The organism is Streptomyces sp. NBC_01363 (genome assembly GCF_026340595.1).
Lineage (GTDB): Bacteria > Actinomycetota > Actinomycetes > Streptomycetales > Streptomycetaceae > Streptomyces.
Genome location: NZ_JAPEPF010000002.1, coordinates 832788 through 857783, shown reverse-complemented (window position 1 = coordinate 857783; position 24996 = coordinate 832788). Strand labels below are relative to the sequence as shown.

Genomic DNA, 24996 nt, shown 5'->3' with positions numbered 1-24996 from the left:
CACTTGCTACATTGCGCAACTGTACAACTATGAAGCGGGGTCGGACGTCCCCTTCGTATGAGGCAGACGGATGAGGGCGTACGCATGACAACCAGCCACTCGGCGGCTTCAGCGCGGCGGCGGCGCACGGCGCCTGCGCCGCGGGACGGCGGGCATCACCACGTCCGCGCAGGGCGGCGCCGCAGACGCAGTCGTCTGCGGATCACCCTCGTGACCGTGCTGTCCGTACTCGTGCTCGGCGCAGCCGGGCTCGGCTGGATCTTCTTCGAGCTGAACGGCAACATCGACACCTTCGGCGCAGACGGCATCTCCGGCGACCGTCCCAAGGCCGCGAAGGGCGAGAACGTCCTCGTCATCGGATCGGACGCGCGCACCGGCGGCAACAGCGCGCTGGGCGGCGGCGACAAGGACGACATCGGCCGTTCCGACACCGCCTTCCTGCTGCATGTCCACGCTGACCGCCGGCACGCCGTCGCCGTATCCATTCCGCGCGACACGCTGGTCACCATCCCGCCCTGCAAACTGCCGGACGGCTCCTGGACCAGGACGCGGACCAACACCATGTTCAACGCGGCCTATTCCGTGGGGCAGACGGCCAAGGGCAGTCCCGCCTGCACCCAGAACACCGTCGAGGAACTCACCGGGCTGCGCGTGGACCACACGGTGGTCGTCGACTTCAAGGGCTTCGCCGAGCTGACGGACGTGGTCGGCGGCGTGAAGGTGTGCCTGCCGCAGGACATCCATCAGAAGGACCTCGACCCCAACCGCACCACCCGGGGAAAACTCCTCTTCGGCAAGGGGGAACAGACGGTCTCCGGACAGAAGGCTCTGGACTACGTACGCATCCGGCACGGCATCGGCGACGGCTCCGACATAGGACGCATCAAGCGCCAACAGGCGTTCGTGGCCAGCCTGATCACGAGGGTGAAGAGCGACGGCCTCACTCCCACCAAGCTCCTGCCGCTCGCCGACGCCGCCACCAAGTCGATGACGGTCGACCCCGGTCTCGGCTCGGCCGACAAACTGATCTCCTTCGCGATGTCCCTGAGGGACATCGACCTGCACAACACCAAGTTCGTCACCATCCCCTGGCGATACGAGGGCGCACGCGTGGCGATCGTCCAGCCGGCCGCCGACCAGCTCTGGTCCGCGCTGCGGGCCGACCGGACCATCGATGGCAAGGACGCCAGTGGCAAGAAGGGCGCGGCGGCGGCCTCCGCCCCGCCGAGCACCGACGAGCCCCTCTCCGGGGACGGCGTCGCCGTCGCCGTCTACAACGGCACCACCACCAGAGGACTCGCCGCACGTGCCGCAGCCACCCTTGCCGACCACGACTTCACCGTCACCGGTACGGCGAACGCGAGCTCCCAGGACCATGCCGACACCGTGATCGAGTACGGGCCGGGGCAGAGGAGCCAGGCCCAGAGCGTCGCCAGGCTCTTCCCCGGCGCCCAGTTGCACCCGGCGTCCGGCACGGGCATCAGTGTGACCCTGGGCAGGTCCTACACGGCCGGGGGCCCGGCAGCCGAGGCAACCGGGGTTCCCACGACCGTGACCGACGACGCTCGCTCGGCCGACGACGACCTGTGCTCCAACCTGTCGTACGGGTAGCACCGCCCGGAAGTGGATGCACATACCGCCCTGGAAGGACGGTGTCCCCGGATGTGGGCATCGGTGGTGTCCGGGAAAGGGCGGGGCCACGGCCTCGCCGAGCTCGGCGAACCAACGGCTCGTGACCTTCGCGCGGCCGCCCCAGGAGGCATCGACGGTGCGCCCGGCGGTCCACCGCGCAGACGTGGACCCGACCCGGGGCCGGCCATCACGTACTACTTGCTGACGGCGAAGCGCATCAGGGCGTGCTCGTTGCCTTGCTTGATCTTGCCCGTCGTATTGATCACTTCGAGCTTCCAGTTGTCGCCCACGCGAATGGCCTTGGCCACGGCGCAACCGTTGTCCTGGGTGAGCATGCTCGGCCAGATGTCGGCGACCTGCTGGGAGGTGCCCCCGGTCGCGTCGTACACCTTGAAGCTGATGTTGCGTGCCTTCTGGAAGGAACTGCCCTTCTTGTAGGCGGCGGCGACGAACACGATCGACGTGATGTGGGACGGGAGCCGCGCGAACTCGACGGTCACCGTCTCGTCGTCCCCGTCCCCGTGCCCGGTCTGGTTGTCACCGCTGTGCACCAGTGAGCCGTTGCCCATCGGATCGAGGGAGTCGAGGCCGGCCAGGCGCACCGGGTCTCCGGCCTGCATCGCGACGGCGATCAGGTCGAGGTCGGTACCGGACTTGCGACGGAGTATCCCCATCACCCCGCCGCTGCTGCCGGCGGTGGGGTCCCAGGACACTCCGATGGACAGATGAGTCACTCCGTCCAGATCCGCCGGGCCGTCTTCCTTCTTGAGCGTAATCATGTGTGGATCTTCCTTTTTGACGACGGGCTGCGACACCTAGAGTGTGCCTGGGAGCCTTCGGACCACCTTCGGCGCGGTTGCGCGGAGCGCGAGAACGGCAGCACGGGCGAGCCGAGCGACGTCGAAGCACAGGTTCGGCACCAGGACCTGTACGTAGCGATGTCGCCGCCGGCGAACCGGCTTCGCGGTGACGGTGTGGTCGATCGCGGCAACGTCGGCGGCGTGCAGAACGGGTTGCGGGCCCGGACATCTCCGGCCCGATCCTGCGGTCCCGGAAATATCAGGCACCGGCCCCGCGCAGTCGGCCCCTTGGCCCCGCCGCTCCCTCGGCCCGTGCGGCCAGCTGGCCGACCATGAGCCGGACCACGGTCACGACATCGGGATCGTCGACGTAGTAGACCTGGCGCCGGCCATCGCGGCGGGAGCGTACGAGTCCGGCCAGTCTCAGCTTTGTCAGGTGCTGACTGACCGCGGGCAGAGCCCCGCCCACCCGCACCGAGAGGTGGGTGACATCGCTCTCGCCCTGCGCCAGCGCCCACATGATGTGCAGCCGCGCCGACGACGCCAGCAACCCGAACTTGGCTGCCGCCTCGGCCAGCACCTCGGTGGGCGGATCTTCGGGGTCACCAACGTCTGCCGTCACAACCCGCTCTCTCCCGTCCCATCCCGTCCTGGCCAGTCCTCGCGCCTTGGTCCAGTTTAGGTGTCCGGCGTCCGTGCGAACGCTGCGGCGGCGGCACCGTCAGGACCCCTCACCCGGCGGACACGGCTCTACGGCACATCCCAAGAACGGGACACCGAGCATCACGCCTGCAGCAATATGACGCCGACCATCCACGGCGGAGGCGCGCCCTTGCTCACCCAGCCGACCGACGTGGGGTCGCAGGTTGCGTGAGCTTGCGGCCCTGCACAGCCACCACCGTCCCGCCCCGGGCGAAGCTCACGCGCCTGCCGTCGGTGCGCACATACCGGGTATAGGGTCCGTACTCCTGCGGGCCGGCCAACGGCTCGACCCGAAGCCGTCCGACGTCCGCCGTCGCCTCGTTCGCTTCCTTCTCTACCTCGTCCTCGTCCTCGTCCTCGTCCTCGTCCCGCGGTATCGGTGCGGATGCGGGGCAGTCCGCGCGGGCCCAGTGTTCCAACTCGGCCACCACCCCTGCCGACCGTCCGCTGGGGACGGCTCAAACGGTGAGGTTGCGCAGCCGCGCCAGGACGGCTTGCCGCTCCTCGGTGTCGTCGCTCCAGCCCTGTGCCCAGGCGAGCGCCGAGCCGCCCCCCGACTCCCGCAGGTGCGGGTCGGCTCCATGACACAGCAGCAGCTCGACGAGGGGCAGGTTGGCCTTGGCGGTGGCTGCGGCGAGTGGCAGTCCGCTGCGCCACCCCCGGGATTCGGCGTTGGGCGAGGCCCCGGCCGCCAGGAGCAGCTCGGCACAGCGGTTTTCGCCTTGGACGGCGGCGAGATAGAGCGGTGTGGCTCCGTCAGGGTCGCGGGTGTCGGGATCGGCCCCTTGGGCGAGGAGTCGCTGGAGAAGGCCGACTCGTCCGTCACCGGCAGCCGCGGCCAGCCGCTTCGGCAGCTTCTTACGCTTTCTGTTGTTCACGTGTTTCCACGGGCGCGGGACCTACCGCCTGGAGCTGCGGAAGGTGCAGTGGTGCGCCCGGTACCCCTTTCCGTACTTCTTGCTGATCTGGGCCTGTACATCTCGCTGGGCGGACTTTTCGGCCTCCGACTTGCTCTTCCCCTTTCCGTTGCCCTTGAGCTGCTTGTCTCCGTGGTCGCCACTTCCGATCTTCTCGACACCACAGACGGCGGTGGAGTACCACGCCTTGGGCTTTGCCATGGTGGCGTCGGAGGCTTCGGCGGTTCCGGTGAGGGCGAGCAGAACGCATGCCACTGCTGCGGTCCAGCAGGCGATGGACTTCTTCACGGTGCCGCGCTTTCGGTCGGTGGTGGGCGTGGGGGCGCCCGGCGGACACGATGGCATGCGCAGAGGATGAGATTGCGCGGCCGTTCAAGGCTGGAGTTCACGCGCGGAACGGTTCTTCGCCCGTTGTCACGGGGTGGGCGGCTCCTACGGGGCGTGGTGGTTTCACACCTTCGCGTGAGGTGGACCGAGGGGCCGTTCGCATTGCCTCGGGCCGAGGGCCCGCGACCAAGGCCGCCGCCGACTTTGCCTGACTGGTGGGACTGCCGTGATGCACCGGATCTACTTCCACCAGATCAACGTCGTCGGCTCCTTCAGCGGAACGCGCGAGGAGTACGGGCGCATGCTGACGCTGATGCGCACCACCGGCATCGGACCGCTGGTGGACGATGTGCTTCCGGCCCAGGAGGCGCGTGCGGCGCTCAAGCGGCTCGCGGACGGCGACGTGCGCGGCAACCTCGTCGTCACCTGGCCGGATGACATCGGGCCAGCAGGCGGGCCGGAGGCGTTCACCGGCGGGCGGAGCGGCCGGTGAACGCCGCGATCGATGTCGTGCGCGAGGCGGGCGACGGCCCCGCCGTTCCGCCGTGCGACAGCCGGTTCCACTACGTTCCGCCGTGGCGGGCCGCGACGTTGGGAGCGCTGGCGGAGCGGGTCCTGCCCCCGGTCGCCGACGTGGCGGAACGGTGCGCGGCCGCAGCCCGGCCGGACGAACCGATCACCGCCGCCGAGATGGCGACGCTGATCGGCGCGTGCGCGTACGTACGGCTGCGGGGCGGGCGCGACGGCTGCACCCTCGCCTTCGGTGGTCTGCCCCCCGGAGCTGGCGGAGCACTCCCGGTGCGAGCGGATGACGGTGCGGGCGGCGCTGGAGTGCGTCGACTGGTTCGACGCCAACCAGCGATTCCTCACCGGCGTACGCGTCGCACCGGGCGGGCCCACCGGGACACGGCCTTTTGACGGCGCGCTCTACGGGCCGGAGCTGGCGCGGTGGTACGACCAGGCGCGTCGGGTGACCGAGCGGTTCAACGACGTACTGCGCGGTTTCGCCAAGGGCTTCCTCGGCTCGCGCCGCGTCCTGGAGCTGGGCACGGGTACCGGCAGGCTCGCCCGCAACGTCGCGCCCTTCGCGGGCTCCTAAACCGGGATCGAGGCGTCGCGCGCGATGATCGACGCGGGAGGCCGGGACGGCCTGGACGTGCGACACGGCGACATGATGGCGATGCCGTTCGCCGCGGGATCGTTCGACGCGGTCGTCGAGCACGAGGGCATCGACTTCTGCACGGAGCCGTTGCTGGCGGCCACCGAGGTCGAACGCGTCCTGGCGGCCAACCAGCCACGGTCCGGATCCGGCCCAGCTCCACGCACGTAACGGGTGGCCCCGTAAACACCCCTCGGAAACGCTCCGCTGAGCCTCTGAGTCCTCGTCCGCTCCGAAACCGGGCAGAGAGTGACGCGCCGGATGCCGACAACGTCCCCACCATCCTGCCCAACCCCGACGGCCTGATTCCGAACGATCCCAACAGTCCGGGCGCGGCCCTGGGAAACGTCGGCCACGGCTTCACGCCAAGACTGAAGATGCCCCCTGAGTTCTTCTGCGACGGCCACGAACCCGCCTACGCCCACGACACAGTTCACCGGCTGCCCGACCCGAAACACATCAAGGGCTCCGGGAACCTGGCCGCCTGCCGTGGTCGCCGAGATACCGAAATCGCCTCGTGATCGCCCCAGTGACCAGAGCCATGCAGTTGGTCCAGCGCCTCGAAGCAAGCGTCATCCGAGCGTCAAGAATCTTTCAAGCGAGGCCCTGAAATCGTCGCTGCCGCGGTGGCTTCCACCATGAAATCGCAGGTCAAGCCACCTCCAGGGTCAGTCTGTCCGCTCGATCCGCTACACGAAGGGAAATAGGTCGAGCGACCCGTTCGGGCAACAAAAACCCCAGGTCAGGAACCCTTAGCAGCAGGCTCCAAAATCGCCACGCACTCCACATGATGCGTCATCGGAAAGACGTCACGAGGATCGAAATTCAGAGAACCTGCAGGTCAGACGAGGTGTGACCGCTTCCGAGGAGCGGCCTGCACATGCCCGGAGCGTCAAGCGAGCGTCACGGCCGAGACGGGGCGGCCCTGCTCGACGCGTGTAGACGGTAGTTTCCGAGTCGAAGTACTGACCGGGGAAGCGCAACGGCGTGTACGTCGAGCTTGTCGCTGTCCAGACAGTAGTGCCCCACGGAGTGCTACGGGTGTGCCACGTGACGTCGCCTCTTTCGTCAACGAGTCGGTGATCGGGAGCGGTTCGGGTACACGCCCGACGCATTGCCCGCGCCGCCGGGCCCGGGGCTCCGATTGACGGCACGGCCGGGGCGGTGTGACGATGCGCCGATGTCGGACCTGCACGCCCGGATGGCCGCCCGGGTCGGTGGCCTCACAGCCGTCGTGGTCGCGCGCTGCGCGGCGGAGGCGCCGTTCTACGGGGCACTGCCCCGCGCCACCCTCCAGGGCGAGGTGGCGCGGTCCATCGCGGCGGTGCACGCGCTGTTGCTCAGGGCACTGCGCAACGGCGGCGGGGGTCCGTTGGGGCCGGGCGATCTGACCCGGCTCATCGAGTGGTCGGCGCGCCGGGCCGAGGAGCGCGTCCCCCTGGAGGCGGTGATCGCCGCGTACCTGATCGGTGCCGAGGTGTGGTGGCAGACGCTGACCGAGGTCGCGGAGCCCGGTGAGCTGGCCGGGGCGGGCGGCAAGCTGCTCGCCTGCCTGCACGCCGCGCTGCCCGCGGTAGTCCTTGCCCACCAGAACGCCCGGGAAGACCTCCACAGCGAGGACAAGCGTGTACGGCGGGCCCTGCTCGGCGCCCTGCTGGAAGGACGGCCGTACGAGGAGCTGGCGGGTGTGGCGCGGGTGGCCGTGGTGGGTGAGTACGAGGTGGTTGCCTTCCCGTTCGAGTCCGACCCGCCGAGCAGATTGGTGCAGTCCTCGCTCGATGCCTTCACCGGGATTCCTGTGCTGATGGACCACGTCGCTCGGATCGCCTTGTTGCCGGGCAGGTCCGACGTGCCGGGCCTGGTGGCCCGGCTGGAGAAGGACGTGGGGCAGCCCGTGCGCGCCGCCGCCGCCCGCTCCTCCGTACCGGCGGCCATCTCCTCGGCGGCGCAGGAGGCCGGCCGCGTGCTGGATCTCGTCCGGCGCCTGGGACGCCCGCCCGGGTGCTACCGCCTCGATGACGTGCTGCTGGAGCACCAGCTCGCGCGCCCCGGGGACGGCCTGGTGCGGCTGGCGGCCAAACTCGACCCCTTGGAGGAGCATCCGTACCTGCTCGAAACGCTGCGCGTGTTCGTGGAGCGGGGGCTCAACCGCCGCCGGACGGCGTTGGAGCTGTGCGTCCACCGCAACACCCTGGACTACCGGTTGCAGCGAGTGACCACGCTGACGGCCCTCGACGTCGCGGTTCCCGCGCAGGCGCGGCTGATCCAGGCGGCGCTCGTCGCCAGGGACCTGGCCGGGCCCGCGGATCACCGCGGGGTCACCGGATGGCAGGGATCCGCAGGAGCAGCGGAAAGCGGATGAACCACGGCCGGCGTCGGCGAGCGTTCGGCCTGTCATCTGTCAGAGCCAGGCGCCGAGTTCCTCGTGCCGGGGTGCGAGGACCGGGCCGGCGCCGGGGTGGTCGAAGACCATGACGGGCCGGTCCGCGTTCCAGCCGGACCAGCCCGGCTGTCCGGTGGTGGCGAAGGCGACCCAGGCCCGGTGCATGGCGTCGGCCAGTGGCTGGGGCGCGCCGGGCCCGGTCAGGTCCTCGGCGGCGCGCAGGTTGTCGAAGACGAAGCCGAGTTCCAGCGCATGGCACGCGCCGAGTCCCATCACGGGCGAGCGCCAGCAGAATTCGTAGACGAAGGTGCGGGCGGGCCGGGAGTCGGCGAGGCGGTTGAGCGGCCCCCGCAGCAGCAGGTCGGTGGCCATTTCTCCCAGGATCTCGCCGGGTTTGGCGTGCGGCCGGGTGGCTCGGTACAGGCGTGCCACGCGTTGCGGGACACGGATCTTCAGCAGTGCCAGCCGCAGGGTGAGCCGGCTGATCCGGTCCACGGTTCCGCCGGGTACGAACCACAGCCGGTACTCCTCCCGGTTGCAGCCCAGCAGCAGGTCGGCCTCGGGAGGGGGCGGGGCGGCGGGCACCACGTCGTCGTCGACCACGATGTGGAAGCCGGGACCGCCGCCGATGGGGTCGGACCGGTCGACGACGGCGGCCTGCGCGTCCAGCAGCAGGTCTCGGTCCACCGCCGCGAACGCCTCGGCGGTGGCCGGGATCCGCAGTCTCTTCGCCATCGACCGTACAGGCTTCGCGCCCTCGCGGCGCGACACCGTGTGCGGCGGGCCGCTCTGCAGGATCGCCCGGTGGAACAGCCCGGCCGCGCCGGGGCTGGTCATGAGGGCCGCGACGCTGATTGCGCCGGCGGACTCCCCGAACACGGTGACGTTCGCCGGATCTCCGCCGAAGGCGGAGATGTTGTCGCGGACCCAGATCAGGGCCGCGATCTGGTCGAGGAGGCCCCGGTTGACGGGGGCGTCGGGGAAGACCCCGAAACCCTCGACGCCGAGCCGGTAGTTGACGGAGACGAGGACCACCCCGTCGCGCGCGAAGGCGCCCCCGTCGTAGAGCGGCAGGCTCGCCGAGCCGTTGCGCAGGGAACCCCCGTGGATCCAGACCATGACGGGCAGCCGGCCCTCACCGACGGATGGGGTCCAGACGTTGAGGTTGAGACAGTCGTCCCCGGCGATGCTCGGATCGGGTATCAGCCGGTCGAGCGGCGGGCGGTAGGGGCGTTTGGGGGCGGTCGGCCCGTACTCCAGTGCGTCTCGTACCCCTTCCCAGGACTCGACCGGGGCGGGAGCGCGGAAGCGGTGGGCGCCGAAGGGCGGGGCGGCGTAGGGGATGCCGAGGAAGGTGGCGATCCCGTTGTGGAAACGGCCTCGGACCTTGCCCTGCCCGGTGGTCGCGATGAGGTCCATGGCGGTCCTTCCATGTGCGAACGGGGGCCGGCCGCCCCTGGTCGCGGGAGCGTCAGGGGCGGGCGGCGTGGATCGGGACGGCCGCCGGTCACGGCAGAAGGGATCTCCGGGAGCGGGTCACTGGCTTGCGAGGCCGTTGCGGCGGACGTCGGACCAGGTGCCGCTGTCGGTGCAGATCCCGCAGTCGGCCCCGAAGAACTGTGCCCTCGCCGTCTGGTCCCCCATCAGGTGTGCCTTGAACCAGGCGGTGGTGGGCGCGGCGAACGGGCCGGGGTCGCCCACCACCGTGAGGTGATCGGCGCCGCGCAGTTCCCCGTAGATGGCCGGGATGTGGTCGGCGTCGTTGTAGAAGGCCTTGACCAGGAAGGGGAAGACGATGCTGTCCTTCTGCCCGGCCAGGAGGAGCGCGGGTACGTGCACGTTGTCGATATTGGCGAGCGGCCCGGGCTGGATGGGGAGGATGGTGTCGATGCGCGGGTCCGCGCCGACGACGATGGCGGCGGCGCCGCCCTGCGAGTGACCGGACGCGCCGATGTGCTCAAGGTCGACACGGTCGTGGAAGGGGCTGGCCTGGTCGGCGTTGCGACGGGTGAGCAGGTCGATCCCGGCGCGCATGGAGATGCCGAGGTTGGACTGCGGGGTGTTGGCGGCGGCGACGATGAAGCCCTGACTGGCCCAGTGGAGCAACAGTTCGCGGTAGACGACCGGGAAGGCGAAGGTGCCGTTTCCCCACACGATCACGGGGTGGCGGCGGTCGCTGGTCGCGATGTCACGCGGGTAGTACAGGGTGGTCACCGCCCCGACCTCCACCGCGGTGGCGTAGGGGCCGGGAGCGCCGTAGTCGGCCGCGGCCGCCTCGGCACCGGAACCGGTGGGGGAACCGGTGGACGCCGCTGCCGCTCCCGCGCCGGCAGAAGCCGTCAGCAGGAGCATGAGCGCGGTCAGGGGGACGAGCAGTTTTCTCCAGAGCACAGCGGACTCCCGATGTCGTCACGGTGAACTGGATGTTTCATCCGGCTCACACCTTGTCTGATCGCACATCCTGAAGCACGGTTCGAGAACCGTCTCTGCGCAATCGCGGCAAGCAGCGACGCCGGAGTTTGTGCAACATGCCGAGACGCCTGAGTGCGGTGAGGGTGCCATGCTCGGTTCCGCCGCTACGGCAGAGAGCCCGCCGCCCGGTCCCGAGGGGAGAACACCGGGAACGGAAGAGCCCTGCACATCGCCCTCCCCTCATGGTCTTGCACGGGAACTCATGTGACGCTCCATCAGAACGAGCGTCGACACATCGCCCGTAACGCCCACACCGCACGTCATACATGCGGGTAAAGCCGCAGGTCAGGAGCCCTTCGCGACCGGCGCAAGGATCACCGCGCACTCCACATGATGCGTCCCGACGCGACAACATCGACGAACTCGCGAGCTCATCAACTTGACCTCTTCCGAAATCGGGGCGGGCACGCGAGCAACGTACCTTCATCGCTGGACGGCGAAGGCCTGCCAAGACCGCCCAACGCGACCGCGAGGTCCACAAGTCACTCACCGCCGCTTGCGACGCCGGTCTTCCAGTGATCACCTCAGAAACCGGGCCGTGTCACGGTCCTCATCCGAGATCGGACAGCAGGAGCTCCAGTTCCCTCTCCTCCTCGACACGAACACCGAGTTCGGCGACGGCCGCAGCGAGTGCCGGCTCCCAGGGGGTCTCCGTCGGAGTGCTGACGAGCGGGGACAGCGGAGGTGAAGCGCTGCGGAGCACGGCGGCGCGATAGTCCGCAGCCGTGTAGCGCCAGGGCCGCCATGGGACGCGGCGGTGAAGGATGCCGGCGATCCGGAGTCCGCCCCAGTCGAAGTCCCCGTGGTAGTACAGGGCCGCTCCGTGGTCGTGCAGCCCCCGGAGCAGCGTGAGGGCGGCGGCGGAAGGCTGGCCCTGGAGACAGACGAGGGGCGGACAGGCAGGGCCGAGCGCGTCGGCCGCCACCGCGAGGACGGTCGGGTTCTCGCAGATCCGCACCATGGGAGCGGCGGCGGCCGGAGGCCTGCGGGTGAGCTGGCGAAGGGTGAGCACGCAGGGTTCGCCGTCTTCAGCCAGGCGGTCCAGGGCTGGGGTGCCGCGCAGGTTCAGGGTCAGTACGGTCGAGGACAGCTCATCCCGCAACAGTCCCACCGCGGCCCACGCCTCGCGTCGCCATTCGGCGCCCTGACCGTCGTGGAAGCCGGTCAGCGCACGGGCCCCGGACAGGGTGAGGGTGGCCAGCGGTGTGCCGTCGTCAAGAGCGTGGGCCCAGCCGAGGACCCGGGCGGCGAAGGCAGGTTGCGAGACGATCGGGACGGCGGGGAGCGCGCTCAGCGCGGTGCACACCCCGGTGAGCAGGCCGAGCGTGACGTCTGGAGTGCGCCCCAGACGCCGCGCGAGGCCGTCGGCGCGTATCCGGGCCGCCCACTCCGCAAGCGCGGGGACCGAAACGACGAGCTCGTCGAGCGGCGCGTGCGCCCGTTTCCAGGCATCCTCCTCCTCTTGGCGGGTCTGGGCGAGCGATGTGACAGGTCCCGTGAGTGCCTCGACCGCAGCGGCGAGGCCATTCGGGCTTACGCCCGAACGGCGTAGTACGGCGTCGACCGCGTCCAGCCGTACCGTCAGGGTCCTGCCGCCACCAGGAGCTCGGGCGAGAAGTCGTTCGACCGCCGCCCGCTGAGCCGGAGTGGGATCGCCCAGAGACACGGAACCGGTCAGGGGCTGTCCGGTCACCAGACGTCGGCGCGCTCGCTCGACGAGCCAGGCGAGTTCCGGTGCACCGAGCAGCCGAGTGAGCCTCGTGCCGTCGACCGCTCCGATCTCGGGCTCATGCCCGTGGCTCAGTTCCACAGTGGCTCGGGCTCCTCTGCACTAGGCGTGGCCTGGGGCGCGTTACGTACGGGATCCTCGCGACGCTGTCGTCTCGTACCGTCCCACTCCCAGCGGGTGACGAGTACCGCCGCCACCTCGTCGATCCGGGACAGTTGAGCGATGGCGATGCCGGGCACCTGCGGGTAGCAGGCCCACTCCCGTTCGCTGGTCATGACCACATCGAGGTCAAAGGCGCTCAGGAGGCCGAGGCACTTGGCGCGGGAGTCGTCGTCCACGCCGGCGAACGCCTCGTCCAGGGTGACCAGGCGGGGCGCGTGCGGGCTGCCCGCGCTTGCGTAGTGCGAGGAGGCGGCGGCGAACAGCGGTACAGACACGGCGAGGACGCGTTCGCCGCCGGAGGCCGGGCCGGTGGCCGGGACCCAGCGCCCGTGCTGGTGGCGTTCGACGCCGAATTCGTGCCAGGAGCGGTAGTCGAGCGCGGCCGTGAGGTGATCGAGCCAACTGCCCGAGCCGTCGTCGGACTGTTGGCGGGAGATCTGGGCCTGGAGGAACTCGCCCACCGCCGCGCGGTCCTCTGGAGTCCAGGCGTCCGCGGACTGGCGCAGCCTCTCGCGGGCTTGGGCCAGTCCGGACGGAGCCTTGCGCGAGGCCCGCCACACCAGCCGGAGTCTCATGCCGGTGGAGGTGGGCCGGTCCTCCAGTTCGGTGTTCATGTCCCGCACCTGTCGTTCGGCGGCACCGATGAGTTCCTGGAGGGTGCCGGCGACCTCGGTGATCAGGTGGGTTTCGAGGATCTCGCGTTCGTGCGCGGACAGGATGCGGGTGAGCTCGCCGACCTCCGTGGCGAGTGCTTCGGCGAGTTCGGGCACGGCGCGCTCACGGCCCTGGTAGACGATGTCGACGACCATGCCGTCCTCGACCATGCGGGCGGACGCGCTGTGCCCGTGCCGGGACAGGGTGTCCTGCAGGGTCTTGAGTTCCTCGCTGAGTCGACGCTGGACCCGTTCCCAGGCGGCATCCGTGTCGTCGACGTTCGACAGACCGGATTCGATGGCGCGGGCGAACGCGATGGCCGGGGTCGCAGCCCAGTGGCCGTCGTCCGAGGCGGGGACGGTGACCTCGGGCAGCGCGACCGCGACCAGGCCGGTGGCCGTGAAGCGCTGGAGGGCGGAGATGGCCTCCGCACGTGCGTCGACGGCTTCGGCGAGGTCCTTCTCCAGTTGCTCGATCCGCCCCTCGGCCCGGCTCGCCTCCCGGTCCGCCTGGGCGTGACGCTGCCGGGCGTTCTTCTGGTCGGTCTCACAGATCCGCTGTGCCTCGGCGGTCTCGGCAAGGCGCCGTTCGAGTTCGGCGACGGCGGCGCCGACGGTGGAGCGCAGGGTCCGGTGCCGCTCGTCGGCCGCCGCCGCCTCGCGCGCCGCCTCTTCGGCCCGCTGGGCGAGGTCGACGACCCGCTGCTCCGCCTCGGCCGCCTCGGCACGCTCGTCGTCCACCTGCCGTGCGGCCTCCCCCCGTTCGCGCAGCGCGGGCCACAGAGCCGCCAGCGCGGTGGCGAGGGAGCCGAGGGCGTGACGTACGGCGGTGAGTCCGGCCAGGTCGGCGGGCAGCCCCAGATCAGCGGCGGCCTCGGTGAGCTCAGCGGCGGCCCGCTCGGCGAGCTCAGCCGCCTCGACGGCCTCGGTGGCACGCCCCTCATACCGGGCACGGGCCTTGCGTACGGTCTCGGCGGCGGCGCTGACGAGCGCGTGTGCCCTGGTGAGCGGCGACTCGTCGGGGACGTCGGCGAGCTCGGCGTCGAGCGTGCGCCGACGTGCCGCGATCACGGCGGACCGAGCCGCGAGATTCTCCGACTCCTCACGCAGGGAGGCGAGTTCGATGCCGAGCGCCGCGACCCGGGCCCGGCGCGCTGCTTCGCGTGCGCCCTCGCCGATGTAGGTGGCGGCGGGCTTGGCCCATGTACCGGTGAGGGCGCCGATCCGGAAACGCCCGTCGGGTGCCGCCCATGTCATGGCTCCTCCCCCGCCGTCGAGGCCGATGGCGGCGAGCAGTCGCGTCACCGTCGTCTCGTCCAGGACACGGGCTTGCCCATCGCTGTGGTCCACCACAGGGCACAGCACGTCTGCCAGTGAGGGGCCGCTCACCGGTCCGTTCGGCGGGGAGAGGAGGACATCGTGGCCGTTCGCGGCGAGGGCGGAGCCGTCGGGCAGCACCCAGGCGTCGAGGAGGCCGGAGGCTTCGAGTGCCGCCTCGAGCCCGGCACGGCCGGCTTCGGGCAGTCCGTCACGGAAGTCGACCAGGCGCCAGAGCGGCGCGCCCGGCAGCGTCTCGCGCAGGCCGGGGGTGCGCGTCGCCGGGGGCCGGGGTTCGCGTCCGGTACCGGCTTCCAGTGCGGTGAGCTCGCGACGGGCCTCGGCGGTGCGCTCTGCCAGCTCCGTGGTCGCGCGGGCGGCTTCGGCCGCCTGGTCGGCGAGGTCCACCGAGCGGGCGGTGTGCGCCCGGGTGGCACAGAACCGCGCCGGGTAGGGGCCGTCGAGGTGACGGGTCCACTCCTGGAGTTCGTCCAGGAGGCCGTTCGCGTCGGCGTAGGCCAGCTCCTTCCAGGCGTGGGCGCGTTCGCGTACGTCGTCCAGGAGGGCCCGGCCCGCCCGCGCCGCGTTCTCCTCCGCCTCGCCGTGTGTCTCGGCGGCCAGCGCGAGGTCGCTCTCCGCCTCGTCGAGGAGGCCCGACGCCCGACGGTGCTCGGCGGCTGCCTGCTCGGACGCTTCGAGGCGGCCCTCGATGTGGTCGAGCGCCCGCCGGGCGCGGTCCGTGGCTTCCTCGACGGCGCGCCGCGATGCGGGCTCGGGCAGCAGGTCGTCCGCCGGCAGGGCGACGTGCGCGGCGGCTGCCTGCTCCCGCACGTGGGCGTAGGTCGCTTCGGCCCGGCCCCGCGCGGCACGCAGCCGGTTGTCTGCGGTGCCGAGCCGCCCGAGCGCCTTGGCGTGGAGGGCGTCCGCCTGCTGCCGGTCCTCCCGCGCCCGGTCCGCCGCCTGCCGGGTTCGCGTCACGGCCTGGGCGGCGTGCTCCAGCTCACGGGCGTCGCGCATCTCGGGCGCCTCGCGCAGCGCTTTCTCCTGGGCCCGCAGACGCTCCCCGGTCTCGGCCAGGGAGCTGATCTCCTCTTCGGCCGCCGCTCGCTTCTCCTCGGCCCGGGTTCGACGCTCCTGGTCCTCGGCCAGATCTCGCTGCACGCGCTCGTAGCGGGAGTGCTCGGCGCGCGGGAGCCGGGCGCGGCGCCGGGTGGCGATCCGGGCGTACCGCCGGTAGTACTCCAGGAAGGCGGAGGCGGCCCGCTCGGCGGCGGACGCTGCGGCCAGCTCGTCCTTCTCCTCGTCCAGGGACCGGAACGCCTCGGCCACGTCGGCGATGACGGCCTGTTCCACGGGCGGCAGCGCCTCGGTGAGGGCACGGGAGAGAGCGGCTTCGTTGGGCCGCTTGGAGAGCTGGGGCTGGCGCAGTTGGATGAGCAGGTCGACCAGGGCGGCGTACCGCTGCTCGCCGAGGCCGAAGAGTGCTTCGTCGACCGCTCTGCGGTACACCTTGGCCTGGTCGTACACCATGCCGTGCCCGGCGACGGCCTCCGCGAGGCGGTCCCGGGACAGGGCCGTGCCGGTGGCGTCGAGCAGCCGGAAGGTCTCCTCCGTGCGTTCGGTGGACCCGTGGTCGACGCGCTGGCGGGTGACGGCGTACCAGTGCCGGGCGATGCCCCGCCCGCTGACGGCTTTGAGCCCGCACAGCAGCGTACGGAAGTGCTGCTCGCCGGTCGTGTCGTCGAGCCTGCCGAACTCGATCCAGGTGTAGCCGAGCCGTTCGGAATGCGGGTGCTCGCCGCCGAGGAGCAGGTTCCACTCCATCCGCTTGCCCGGGTCGCCGTCGGGTTCGACACGACGCGGGGTGAGGTCGCCGTCGAGCAGGAACGGCAGGGTCAGGGCGAGCACCTTGGACTTACCGGTGCCGTTGTTGCCGCGCAGCAGCAGGCGCCCGTCCCGGAAGTGGAACTCCTCCACGTCGTAGTGGAACAGGTCGACGAGCCCGATGCGCAGGGGTTGCCAGCGGGAACGCCGCGGGGTGGGGAGGCGGGTCACGAGGTGGCCTTTCGCTGCGGAGGCACGGGGGCGGAGCCGGGTTCGCGGATGACGGTCTCGCCGACCGCGTACCGGGCGAGGGCGGGTCGCACCACGACCGCGTACGGAGTACGGGAGACCAGGCCGAGCGCGGCGAGCCGGGCGACGGCCTGTGCGACGAGCTCGGTCTCCATGCCTGGCTCCCGGGCGGACTTCGACCAGAATCCGCCGTGCTGGGAGGCGAGTTCACGGACTCGGAGGGCAAGCTCGTCGAGATCGACGGGGCCGTCGGCGGCGGCCAGGTGCTCGGCGAGCAGCAGGGTGACATGGCCGTAGGTGCCCTGTTCGGGCATGCGGAGGTCGGTGAGGTCGTCTTCAGGGTCGACCATGGCGATCCCCTCGGCCCGCACCTCGGCGACCAGTCCGGTCAGCTCGGTGATCCGGGCGGTGAGGAAGCCGCGCTGCCGGGTGAGGTAGCCGAGTTCGGCGTCGCTCAGGTCGTCGTAGTAGAGCACCGGGTCGTCGAGGAGCCTGCGGGTGAGCGAGCGGCGCATCGCGCGGAAGCGCAGCTCGTCGCTGTCCATGGCCGTTTCCGCGACGAGTTCGGCGAGCCGGTCGTCGAAGGCTTCGGCGTGGACGGTGGAGGGGCCGCGGCGGGACGCCAGAAGCCCGGCGAGGACCCGGCGTTCGACGTCGTACAGGACGTCGCCCGCCCCGCTGACGTAGGCCTCTTCCTCGCCCGCGACCCGCCTCAGCACGCCGAGGTCGAGCAGCAGCCGTACGACGGCGGCGAGATCGAGGCGCTCGTCTCGGCGCTCCAGGGCGAACTCGATCCCCGTCGCGGCGAGTCGGGGATCGGCGGCGTCGAGGACGATCTGGTCGGCGAGGCGCCCCAGGGCGATCTGGGCCTCGCCGCGTTCGAGGGCGGCGAGCGCGAGGCAGAGCAGGACGTAGCGGCGTCGGGTGAAGGGGGCAGCACCGCGGGTCGTGTCCCGTGCGGGGTGGGTGGGGTCGGTCAGCACACCGGGACTCTTGCGCAGCCGCGCGGCTTCCGTGTCCGCCTGGAGCGCCCAGCCGGTGTTGCGGTCGAACCACTCACGTAGCTCCGATGCGTGCCGACGAGCGAGGCGGAACTCCTCGGCGTACCGGCCGCGCGCGAGCAGGAGTGGCTGCTTGAGCAGGGCACGGGCGGCTTTGCGCAGCTCGGCGGCGTGCTGGCCGTCCAGGACCTCGGCGAGTGGTGTGGTCATCGTCGGGGTTCTCCGTCCGCCGGACCGTCTCCGCCCACCAGGTCGTCTCCGCCCACCAGGTCGTCTCCGTCCGTCAGGTCGTCTCCGTCCGTCAGGTCGACGATCTCGATGAGGTGGTCCGGCCCGCCGAAGACTCCGCCGGGGGTACGGACCTCGGCGGTCGTGCCGTCGGCGAGTGCGGTGAGTCTGATCTCCATGGAGCCGTCGTTGCTGGTGGCGGTGGTGTGCCGCATACCGGGCCGCCATGTGGCCAGGGCGTCCCCGAGCAGCTGGAGGAAAAGTCCGAAGGAGGCCGGGTCGAGCTCACCGAGACCGGACAGGCGCGTGACGCCATGAGTGACGAGCCGGGCGCGGGCGGCGGCCGTCTCGGAGGCCTGCTTGGCAGCGGTCTCGGCGAGCGAGCGCCGCAGCTCCTCCCGGTCCTCGACCTTGCGGGGCTTGCCGCGCCGCTCATAGCTGCCGGTGCGGCGCAGCTGCGGGCTGATACGCAACGGCTCGGCCTCGGCCCACGAGGTGGAAGCCGGGACGGGCCGCGCCGCGCGGGCGGCGAGGGTGTCGGCGTCGACGGTGAGGTGCCGGGCCGGATAGAGGCCGAAGGCGGCCCGCCACAGCCGGTGCCGGGCGTCGTCGTCGGGCGCCTCGGCAAACCAGCGCGCCAGCGTACGGAAGTCGGCCGACCGGTCGGAGCGGCCGGCCCGGCGCTCGTTCAGCGCTCGTACGACGGCGAGGAGCTGGGGAATCGCACCGAGTGCCCGGCCGCGCAGGAGCCTGGCCTGCGATTCGCGCCCGTCCCTGCTGATGAACCACGCGCCGAGCCCCGACCAGCGGGCGGCCCACCGCTCGTACATCTCCCGCTCCGCGTTCGCGGCATCCTCCGGCGAGGCGTCGACGGCTTCCCGCCCGGCGGCTGCCCGAAGCAGGGGCTCCACCCTCCCGTCCTCTTCCAGCTCCAGGATCAGCCGCGCGATCCGCCCGCCCAGCGCGATCAGATCCTGGATGAACCGCTCCAGGTACTGGATGAGGCGGTCCTTGTACGCGAGGAAGACCGCCTCCTCGACATCGTGCAGGTCGATGGTCTGCTGGAGCGATCCCATGAAGGCCCGGGCGTTGTCGGCGAGCGCGGCGAACCGGCTGGCCAGCGCGTCGAGCGCCAGATGCGCTTTGGCCGGATCCGGCTGCTCCTCGGCAGCCAGCACGAGCAGGGCGCGAAGCTGGGTGACGATGTCGTGCAGGGCCACGGCCTGGAGGGCACCGCGCCGCCCGAGCGCCTCGTCATAGGCGGACAGCGCCTCCTCGGCGGCCTCCCCCTCCCTCGTGAGCTGGTAGATGAACCGCTTCCGGTAGAAGTCCTCGACCGCGGTCACCCGGGCGGTATCGGGATCCGCCCGCAGATTGCCCCAGCCGACGAGCCTGTCGAGCGCGCCGACGACGGCGTCCGGCTCGGCGGGACGGACATCCGCCGGCAGCGCGGTGTGCACGTCCTCGGGCCGCAGGTGGACCGCGAACCGCTCCTTGGCCGTCAGGAACGTCCGCATCACGTGGCGGTAGAGCGGGGTGTTCGGCACCGTGAGATGAGCGAAGGGGCCGAAGCCCGACGGCTCGGGAAGGGGGCCGGCGGAAGCACTGGGGGCGGTGACAGTCATCGCCGCCATTGTCCCTGAGGCGCGGCTACCACGGAAAGAGACCGAAATACCCGGCCGATTCACCCCGTTTGACCGGATCAGGATGTCACCGATGTCGAGCTGGAGCAGCCCGACGAGGATCCGGACATTGCGGATGAGCGGATCACGGGGCCGTACGACCCGTCCAAGATCGAGATCCAGACCCTCAACCCGACGGTCAACTGCGCCGGATGCCGGCTTTCCGTCGGGTTCTGTGACTCGGGCCCCACGCCTTACAGCGGCGTCGCCACTTCGAGTACGACGAAGAGTGCGAAGGCCGCGTTCAGCGACGAGAGGGTGGACACGGCTGTTCCCGAGGCGGCGACGAACGCCGCGACGCCTGTCGAAGTGAGCGCCGGCGGCCAGCCGCGCTCCGGTGGCACCGGACCCAGCGACGCGGCCACGCGTCGCGGGACGGGCCCGGCCACGGCGAAGGCCGCGAAGGCCGGGGCGGCGGCCCGGTGTGAGACGAGCGCCGCCTTCCCGACGGCGCGGGCAGTAAGCCGCCGGTCACCAGTGTGGAGGGCAGCCTCCTCGTCCGCCCAACGTTCGGTGGTGTACGAGATGGCCACGCGGAGAGGCCGCAGAAGTGGATTGGCGTAGCCGGCCAATTGGGCGGCCAGCAGCAGGCGGTGCTGTCGGCACGCCAGATGCGCCCGCTCGTGCGCGAGGAGTGCCTGCTGCTCCGCCGTGGTCGGAGAAGCGAGCATGGCGGAAGAGACCATGATCCTTCCCGGCGAGCCGGGTAATGCGTATGGCATCTCGTCGGGCAGCAGGGCGGCCTCGCCCGTCGTGGACAACGGGCAAGCGTCCTATGCGCGCGGGAACGAAACGATAGTGAGCCCATAGCATCGACGCGCAGACCAGGGCCACAGCCGCGAGGTCGACGATCGCCGCCCTTGCCCGCGAGCCGATCGTGCGGGACAGCCTCCCGCACCTCGTCGTCTGACCAGCCGTCCGGAAGCGGGTTTCCGGGAAGCTGAGCCGTCCCGACCACAAGACGCCCACATGCGTCAGCTCGTGATTCCGCTCGGACAGCAGCCGGGCCAGTTCTCTGACCCGTGCTTTCAGCGCGTCGACCTCCTTGCTCTTCGGTGAGGAGAGCACCAAATCGACCGCGTCCTTCTTGAACCCTTCCGGGAGCTACTTGCCACGAGCCATGGCAGACCACTTCCACCCGCAGAACGCCACGCGACCTGCCGTTCAGGTGTCGGTCTCGAAGGGGTCGCATCGCACGACCCGGTGTGCGAAGAAGTCGATGCCGATCCGGACAGGAAGGACCGCACGGGCCGAGCTGCGCGTTTCACGCCATTGACCGGCCGGTTTCGGCTACCCAGGGAGCGCCGCGCTATGCCCCGGATAGCCTTGCGGATCCGTGTATCCGCCCGCATGGGGAACCAAAGGACACAGTGAACGTGAGCACCATCCACGCGGGGCCGGTGGGCTACCGCCTCTCCATCGTCGACGAGGACCCGCTGCGCTCCCGGCGCGAAGCGCGGGAGCTGCTCGCGGCGATCACCGACACCGATCCGCACGCCGCACTCGATGTTCCCCGACCTCAGGATCCGGGCACCGACGACAGCCTCAAGGGCGGCCCGGTCACCGACCTGATCGGGCTGGTGTTCGGCGGCGGTTCCTTGGCCGCCGCCGCCGTTCAGATCTGGCTGGCACGCGTGCCGCAGCGGACCATCGTCGTCACCCGGCCCGACGGGGCGACGCTGCGCATCTCCGGGAAAGAGGCGCGGGTCGACGACGAGCGGATCGAGCGTTTCCTCACCGACGGCTCGGAGGACCTCCACGGAGACGGACCGACCGCGGAGTGAGTGACAACGACCGGTACGCCATGCTCATCGGCGTATCCACGTACGACAGTGACCGCTACCACGACCTGCCACCCGTCCGGGCCGACCTGCACTACATGCAGGCGGTGCTGGAGAGCACCGAGATCGGCATGTACAACGCCTGCGCGGTAGTCGCCGAGCCGAGCCGCGCCGAGATGCTGCACGCGATCGAGACGTTCCTGGAGGAGCGGCAGCCCATCGAGACCGCTCTGCTCTACTTCAGCGGCCATGGAGAGTTCTGCGAGGCGGACGGCCAGCTGTACTTTCTCACCCGGGATGCCGATCCGGACGACCTGCCGGGAACGGCGGTGCCCGCCGAGTTCCTGGAGCGGATGCTCCAGTCCTGCCGGGCATCTTCGAAAGTGGTACTGCTGGACTGCTGCTCCAGCGGTTCCGTCGTACAGGGCTGGACCGCCAAGGGCGCATCCAAGTCGGATGCCCAGCCCGCGCCCAGCACACTGCTGCATCCGACCGGGGTGTACTTCATCACCGCCTCCGATGCCCTCCAGGCCGCTTCGGCGATGGCCCCGGCCGGGTCCTCCCTGGGCACCTCCCGATTCACCGGTGAGATCGTGGAGGGGCTGCGTTCGGGGCGGATCAAGGACAGTGGCTGGATCACACCGGACGACCTCTTCACGTACCTGACCGCCCAGATGGTGCGCGCCGGAGTGCCGCAGGAGCAGCGGCCGACCAAGTCCACGATTCGGGCCACGAGTTCGCTCCCCCTGGCACGCTCCGTGGCGCGGTCGGTGAACCTTCCCGCCCTGCCCGGCGACGGCAGCACCCGGGCCGACCGGAACACCTCCCCCGCGCTGCTGAAGGCACGGGAACTGGCCGGGCTCGACGCCCGGGACGGCGTCGACCGGCAACGGCTGCTGCGTTACTACGTGCACTGCTTGAGCGCGCAGGCGGCGTCGGGCATGCTGCCCGATAGGGACAGCGGACGAGGCTCCGCGTACTTCTTGCTGGGGCAGGGGTCCGAGACGATCCAGTCCGGGCTCGGCCCCACCCTCCCCGCTCCCTCCCAGCTGCCGAGGCCGAAGAGTGGAGGGGCCGGATCTGCGAATGGCGCCGGGCTCCAGGAGTACTGGTACGGATATCCGGCGATCACCCTTCCCGAGCGCGGCGGGGACGGCCGACGCCGCGCCGCGGTGCGGATCGCGCCGTTGCTGATCCAGTCGATGGAACTCGCCCCCGATGAAGACGGCCGTGACAGGCTCCGCCCGAACGGGGTTCCCTCTCTCCACACGGGGCTGATCACGGACCTGCTGGACGATGAGGCCGCTGCGGACCTCCTGGCCCGCTGGCAGCCGACCTGGCAGGAGGGCAACGGCACGCAGATGGTGCGGGCCGTGCGCGAGCTTCTGGCGGAACTCGGTGTTCCGGAGCTGGAGCCCTTGGACCTGTCGGCGCTCAGTGAGCGATCCGTGATGGACTCGCTACGGCCCGGTGCTCATAACGCCGCGGTTCTCCTCGCGCCCTCGGGTGTGGAACGGATCGCGACCGAGGCGCTCGTGGACAACCTGCTCCAGATGTCGACACGTACCGCACAGATGCCCGGCACCGCGCTGGACGCGCTCCTCACGGGCGGCGACGAGGCGGTGGTGGACCGTGAAGCGCCGGGCGTCGTCGCCCCGGGGCCGTGCAACGAGAGCCAGGAGCGCGTGATCAGGGCGGCGATGACCCGTCCACTGACCGTCGCAACCGGGCCACCCGGTACCGGCAAGAGCGAGGTCGTGACGGCCGTGGTCGCGACGGCCGTCGCCGCAGGCCAGACCGTGCTGGTCGCCTCCACGAACAACGAGGCCGTGAACGTGGTGGCCGACCGCTGTGACGCGATCTCGCCCGGCCTGCTGATGCGGACGGGCAACGCCGCGGCGCTGGAGCGGGAGGCCGCGAAACTGGAGCAGCTTCTCAGCCGCTCCGCTGAGCCTCCGGGACGCGGGACGGCAACCGTAGCCGGCGACCTTCGCAACCGGCACGCGCGAGCGCTCGCACACCGGGCGGAGGCGGCGCGGCTGGTGGGCGAGGAAATGACGTTGGTGGAGTTGCTACGGCAGCGCGCCCAGGAGGCCGACGCCCTCGGCCTGGCCGTAGAACTGCTCGAAGGGCTCTGGGCCGACGACGAGACCGACACGCTCTCCCGCTGGGAGGAGCGGGCCCGTGGGGCCGCCCAGGCCCGATGGTTCGGCTTCGGCCGATGGCGCAGGGGACGTGCCCTCTCGGCGTTCGTCGCCGGTTCCGGTACGGCGCCGGCCGACCCGTGGCCGTCCTGGGCCTCGGCCCGGCCGGTGCCACCCGGGCTCCTGCTCGCTCTGGCGGACGCTGTGGCCGTGGAACGTGCGCTGCGAGAACGCGTGCCCCTGCTCCTCGGCCGGGACGAGGAACAGCTGAAGCAGGCACGGCTGGAGACGGCCGCCGGGCTGTCGGAGGTGTCGGGTGAACTGGCCCGGACCGTGGCGGCGGAGGCCATGACCCGAGGACGCTCGCTCATGGGCCAGCGGCTCCAGGCGCTGCGTCGCCGGTCAGGCTTCCAGAAGAGCCAGCGCAACCTGATGACGCACCTCAAAGCGTGGGCCATCAGCACGCATTCGGTGCGCCAGCTGGAACTGACGCCGAAGCTCTTCGACCTGGTGGTGATCGACGAAGCGAGCCAGTGCTCGATCCCGGCGGTCCTTCCCCTGCTCTTCCGGGCCAAGCGGGCACTGATCATCGGTGACCCCATGCAACTCGGACACATCCCCGGCATCACGGCGCAGCAGGAACGGCAGGCGCGGGTGCGGGCCGGGCTCAGCGCCGCACAGCTGGAGGACCACCGGCTCGCCTACCACGTGTACGCGTCGTACCACGCGGCCGCACAGCACGGTGAGTCAGCGCTGCTGCTCGACGAGCACTACCGCTGCCATCCAGCGATCGCGGACATCGTCAACGGCTACTGCTACGCGGGACAGTTGCAGGTCCTCACTGACGTCCGCAGACAGGTACCGGCTTCCGATCCGTTCGGCAGGAACGACCCGGCACCGGTGCTGGGGTGGGCGGACGTGCCCCACGGTGAGTCGGCGCGGGGTGGCAGCGGCCAGTCATGGCGCAACGCGGCGGAGGCGGGGCGGGTGCGGGAGACGGTGGACGAGCTACTGCTGCGGCTTCCGCCGGATGCGACGGTCGGTGTTGTCACGCCTTTCCGGGCCCAGAAGGAAGCGCTCGCCCGCTTCTGGCCAGACAACGAGCGGGTCAGGGTGGGAACCGTGCACGCCTTTCAGGGCGGGCAGCGCGATGTCATGGTCCTGAGCCCGGTAGCAACCGACAACACCCCTCCGCGTACGGCGCATTGGGTGGCGAGTCAGGTCAATCTGTGGAACGTTGCCGTCACCCGGGCAAAGTCTCAGCTGATCACCGTGGGCAGTCACGCGTTCTGGCAGGAACAGGCGGGGCTGCCCGCATTGCTCGCCGAGCGGTCGGCGGTGCTGCGCACGGACGCGTATGCCGACCAGGACACCGCGGTCAGGGCGGAGAGGGTCTCCAGCGTGCGCGAAGAACTCGCGGACCGGCTCCAGGAGTACCTGGGGGAACGCGGGATCACCGATCTGGAACGCGCGGCCGTCGTCGGTGGGCACACCGTGGATCTGCTGTTCACCGTGGACGGCACGAATACCGCCGTACTGATCGATCCTGGCCCCCGCAACAACCAGGATCCGGCCCGGCACCTGCGGCTGACACACGCACGGGCCGATCTATTGACCGGGCTTCCGTCCGGTGGTGCCGGGGCGAAGGCCGGGCCGGTGACCCGGACTGTCCGGGTCCCGGCATGGCGCATCCTGGCCGGCGAGGCGGTGTTGGAGCCACTGTTCAGCTGATGCGTCGGGTAGCCGAACAGGGGCAGAGGGGCGCCGTCATTCCCGCAGGCTCCGCACGACGTAGGTCATGTGCTGGACGTTGCCGACGCGAAGCCAGACGGAG

At 70.7% G+C, this 24996-nt stretch carries 18 protein-coding genes and 1 pseudogene; 7 read left to right on the top strand and 12 right to left on the bottom strand.

The window, feature by feature from the left end; all coding sequences use genetic code 11:
• Positions 1–84 precede the first annotated feature (84 nt).
• A complete protein-coding gene (locus OG611_RS31695) occupies positions 85–1611 on the top strand; it encodes an LCP family protein (protein ID WP_266428027.1) in 1527 nt (508 codons plus the stop codon).
• Positions 1612–1826: 215 nt separating this feature from the next.
• Here OG611_RS31695 and OG611_RS31690 read toward each other — a convergent pair whose 3' ends face one another.
• From OG611_RS31690 to OG611_RS31675, 4 genes are all read right to left on the bottom strand, one after another.
• Entirely contained in the window at positions 1827–2411 is a 585-nt protein-coding gene (locus OG611_RS31690) for a TerD family protein (protein WP_266428024.1), read from the bottom strand.
• 280 nt (positions 2412–2691) lie between these two features.
• A complete protein-coding gene (locus OG611_RS31685) occupies positions 2692–3054 on the bottom strand; it encodes a metalloregulator ArsR/SmtB family transcription factor (protein WP_266428021.1) in 363 nt (120 codons plus the stop codon).
• 538 nt (positions 3055–3592) lie between these two features.
• Complete coding sequence (locus tag OG611_RS31680; protein WP_266428018.1) at positions 3593–4012, bottom strand: ankyrin repeat domain-containing protein; 420 nt, start codon at positions 4010–4012, stop codon at positions 3593–3595.
• A 21-nt stretch (positions 4013–4033) separates the two neighbouring features.
• Complete coding sequence (locus tag OG611_RS31675) at positions 4034–4396, bottom strand: hypothetical protein (protein WP_266428015.1); 363 nt, start codon at positions 4394–4396, stop codon at positions 4034–4036.
• A 208-nt stretch (positions 4397–4604) separates the two neighbouring features.
• On the opposite strand from OG611_RS31675, the gene OG611_RS31670 reads away from it, so the two are divergent.
• Entirely contained in the window at positions 4605–4871 is a 267-nt protein-coding gene (locus OG611_RS31670) for a hypothetical protein (RefSeq protein WP_266428012.1), read from the top strand.
• Positions 4872–4941: 70 nt separating this feature from the next.
• Here OG611_RS31670 and OG611_RS31665 read toward each other — a convergent pair whose 3' ends face one another.
• Positions 4942–5130: a hypothetical protein gene (locus tag OG611_RS31665; protein ID WP_266428009.1), complete on the bottom strand. Its 189-nt coding sequence runs from the start codon at positions 5128–5130 to the stop codon at positions 4942–4944.
• 11 nt (positions 5131–5141) lie between these two features.
• On the opposite strand from OG611_RS31665, the gene OG611_RS31660 reads away from it, so the two are divergent.
• The 3 genes from OG611_RS31660 (at position 5142) to OG611_RS31650 (ending at position 7899) form a co-directional block, all read left to right on the top strand.
• On the top strand, positions 5142–5477 hold the full coding sequence (locus OG611_RS31660; RefSeq protein WP_266428006.1) for a hypothetical protein: 336 nt from the start codon (positions 5142–5144) through the stop codon (positions 5475–5477).
• Positions 5478–5483: 6 nt separating this feature from the next.
• Positions 5484–5708 carry a methyltransferase domain-containing protein gene (locus OG611_RS31655; RefSeq protein ID WP_266431340.1) on the top strand — a complete coding sequence of 75 codons (225 nt, stop codon included), beginning with the start codon at positions 5484–5486 and terminating at the stop codon, positions 5706–5708.
• Positions 5709–6717: 1009 nt separating this feature from the next.
• A complete protein-coding gene (locus tag OG611_RS31650) occupies positions 6718–7899 on the top strand; it encodes a CdaR family transcriptional regulator (protein WP_266428003.1) in 1182 nt (393 codons plus the stop codon).
• Between the two features lie 39 nt (positions 7900–7938).
• On the opposite strand, the gene OG611_RS31645 is transcribed toward OG611_RS31650, so the two are convergent.
• The 7 genes and pseudogenes from OG611_RS31645 to OG611_RS31615 all read right to left on the bottom strand — a co-directional run.
• Entirely contained in the window at positions 7939–9339 is a 1401-nt protein-coding gene (locus OG611_RS31645; protein WP_266428000.1) for a carboxylesterase/lipase family protein, read from the bottom strand.
• A gap of 117 nt (positions 9340–9456) precedes the next feature.
• Positions 9457–10311 (bottom strand): acetylxylan esterase, encoded by an 855-nt coding sequence (locus tag OG611_RS31640; protein ID WP_266427998.1) that lies wholly within the window; start codon positions 10309–10311, stop codon positions 9457–9459.
• Between the two features lie 631 nt (positions 10312–10942).
• Entirely contained in the window at positions 10943–12202 is a 1260-nt protein-coding gene (locus tag OG611_RS31635; protein WP_266427995.1) for a TIGR02679 family protein, read from the bottom strand.
• Complete coding sequence (locus tag OG611_RS31630) at positions 12193–16308, bottom strand: TIGR02680 family protein (RefSeq protein ID WP_266427993.1); 4116 nt, start codon at positions 16306–16308, stop codon at positions 12193–12195. The genes OG611_RS31635 and OG611_RS31630 overlap by 10 nt, the downstream gene beginning before the upstream one ends.
• Positions 16305–17537, bottom strand: coding sequence for a TIGR02678 family protein (locus tag OG611_RS31625; protein ID WP_266427990.1), 1233 nt, complete (start codon positions 17535–17537; stop codon positions 16305–16307). Before OG611_RS31625 ends, OG611_RS31630 begins: the two co-directional genes overlap by 4 nt.
• A complete protein-coding gene (locus OG611_RS31620; RefSeq protein WP_266427988.1) occupies positions 17534–19180 on the bottom strand; it encodes a TIGR02677 family protein in 1647 nt (548 codons plus the stop codon). Before OG611_RS31620 ends, OG611_RS31625 begins: the two co-directional genes overlap by 4 nt.
• A 251-nt stretch (positions 19181–19431) precedes the next feature.
• Positions 19432–20204: pseudogene (locus OG611_RS31615) on the bottom strand (M56 family peptidase); the annotation flags it as partial.
• Between the two features lie 409 nt (positions 20205–20613).
• Here OG611_RS31615 and OG611_RS31610 point away from each other — a divergent pair.
• Together OG611_RS31610 and OG611_RS31605 are read left to right on the top strand one after the other, a co-directional pair.
• Positions 20614–21021, top strand: a complete 408-nt coding sequence (locus OG611_RS31610) for a hypothetical protein (RefSeq protein ID WP_266427985.1) — start codon at positions 20614–20616, stop codon at positions 21019–21021.
• Positions 21018–24893: an AAA domain-containing protein gene (locus OG611_RS31605; RefSeq protein WP_266427982.1), complete on the top strand. Its 3876-nt coding sequence runs from the start codon at positions 21018–21020 to the stop codon at positions 24891–24893. Before OG611_RS31610 ends, OG611_RS31605 begins: the two co-directional genes overlap by 4 nt.
• Positions 24894–24996 lie beyond the last annotated feature (103 nt).

What these genes read in the sequence shown, in the direction of transcription:
- OG611_RS31645 (WP_266428000.1), bottom strand. Translation starts at nt 9,339, where the DNA reads ATGGACCTCATCGCGACCACCGGGCAGGGCAAGGTCCGAGGCCGTTTC.
- OG611_RS31625 (WP_266427990.1), bottom strand. Translation starts at nt 17,537, where the DNA reads ATGACCACACCACTCGCCGAGGTCCTGGACGGCCAGCACGCCGCCGAG.
- OG611_RS31650 (WP_266428003.1), top strand. Translation starts at nt 6,718, where the DNA reads ATGTCGGACCTGCACGCCCGGATGGCCGCCCGGGTCGGTGGCCTCACA.
- OG611_RS31690 (WP_266428024.1), bottom strand. Translation starts at nt 2,411, where the DNA reads ATGATTACGCTCAAGAAGGAAGACGGCCCGGCGGATCTGGACGGAGTG.
- OG611_RS31695 (WP_266428027.1), top strand. Translation starts at nt 85, where the DNA reads ATGACAACCAGCCACTCGGCGGCTTCAGCGCGGCGGCGGCGCACGGCG.
- OG611_RS31675 (WP_266428015.1), bottom strand. Translation starts at nt 4,396, where the DNA reads ATGCCATCGTGTCCGCCGGGCGCCCCCACGCCCACCACCGACCGAAAG.
- OG611_RS31620 (WP_266427988.1), bottom strand. Translation starts at nt 19,180, where the DNA reads ATGACTGTCACCGCCCCCAGTGCTTCCGCCGGCCCCCTTCCCGAGCCG.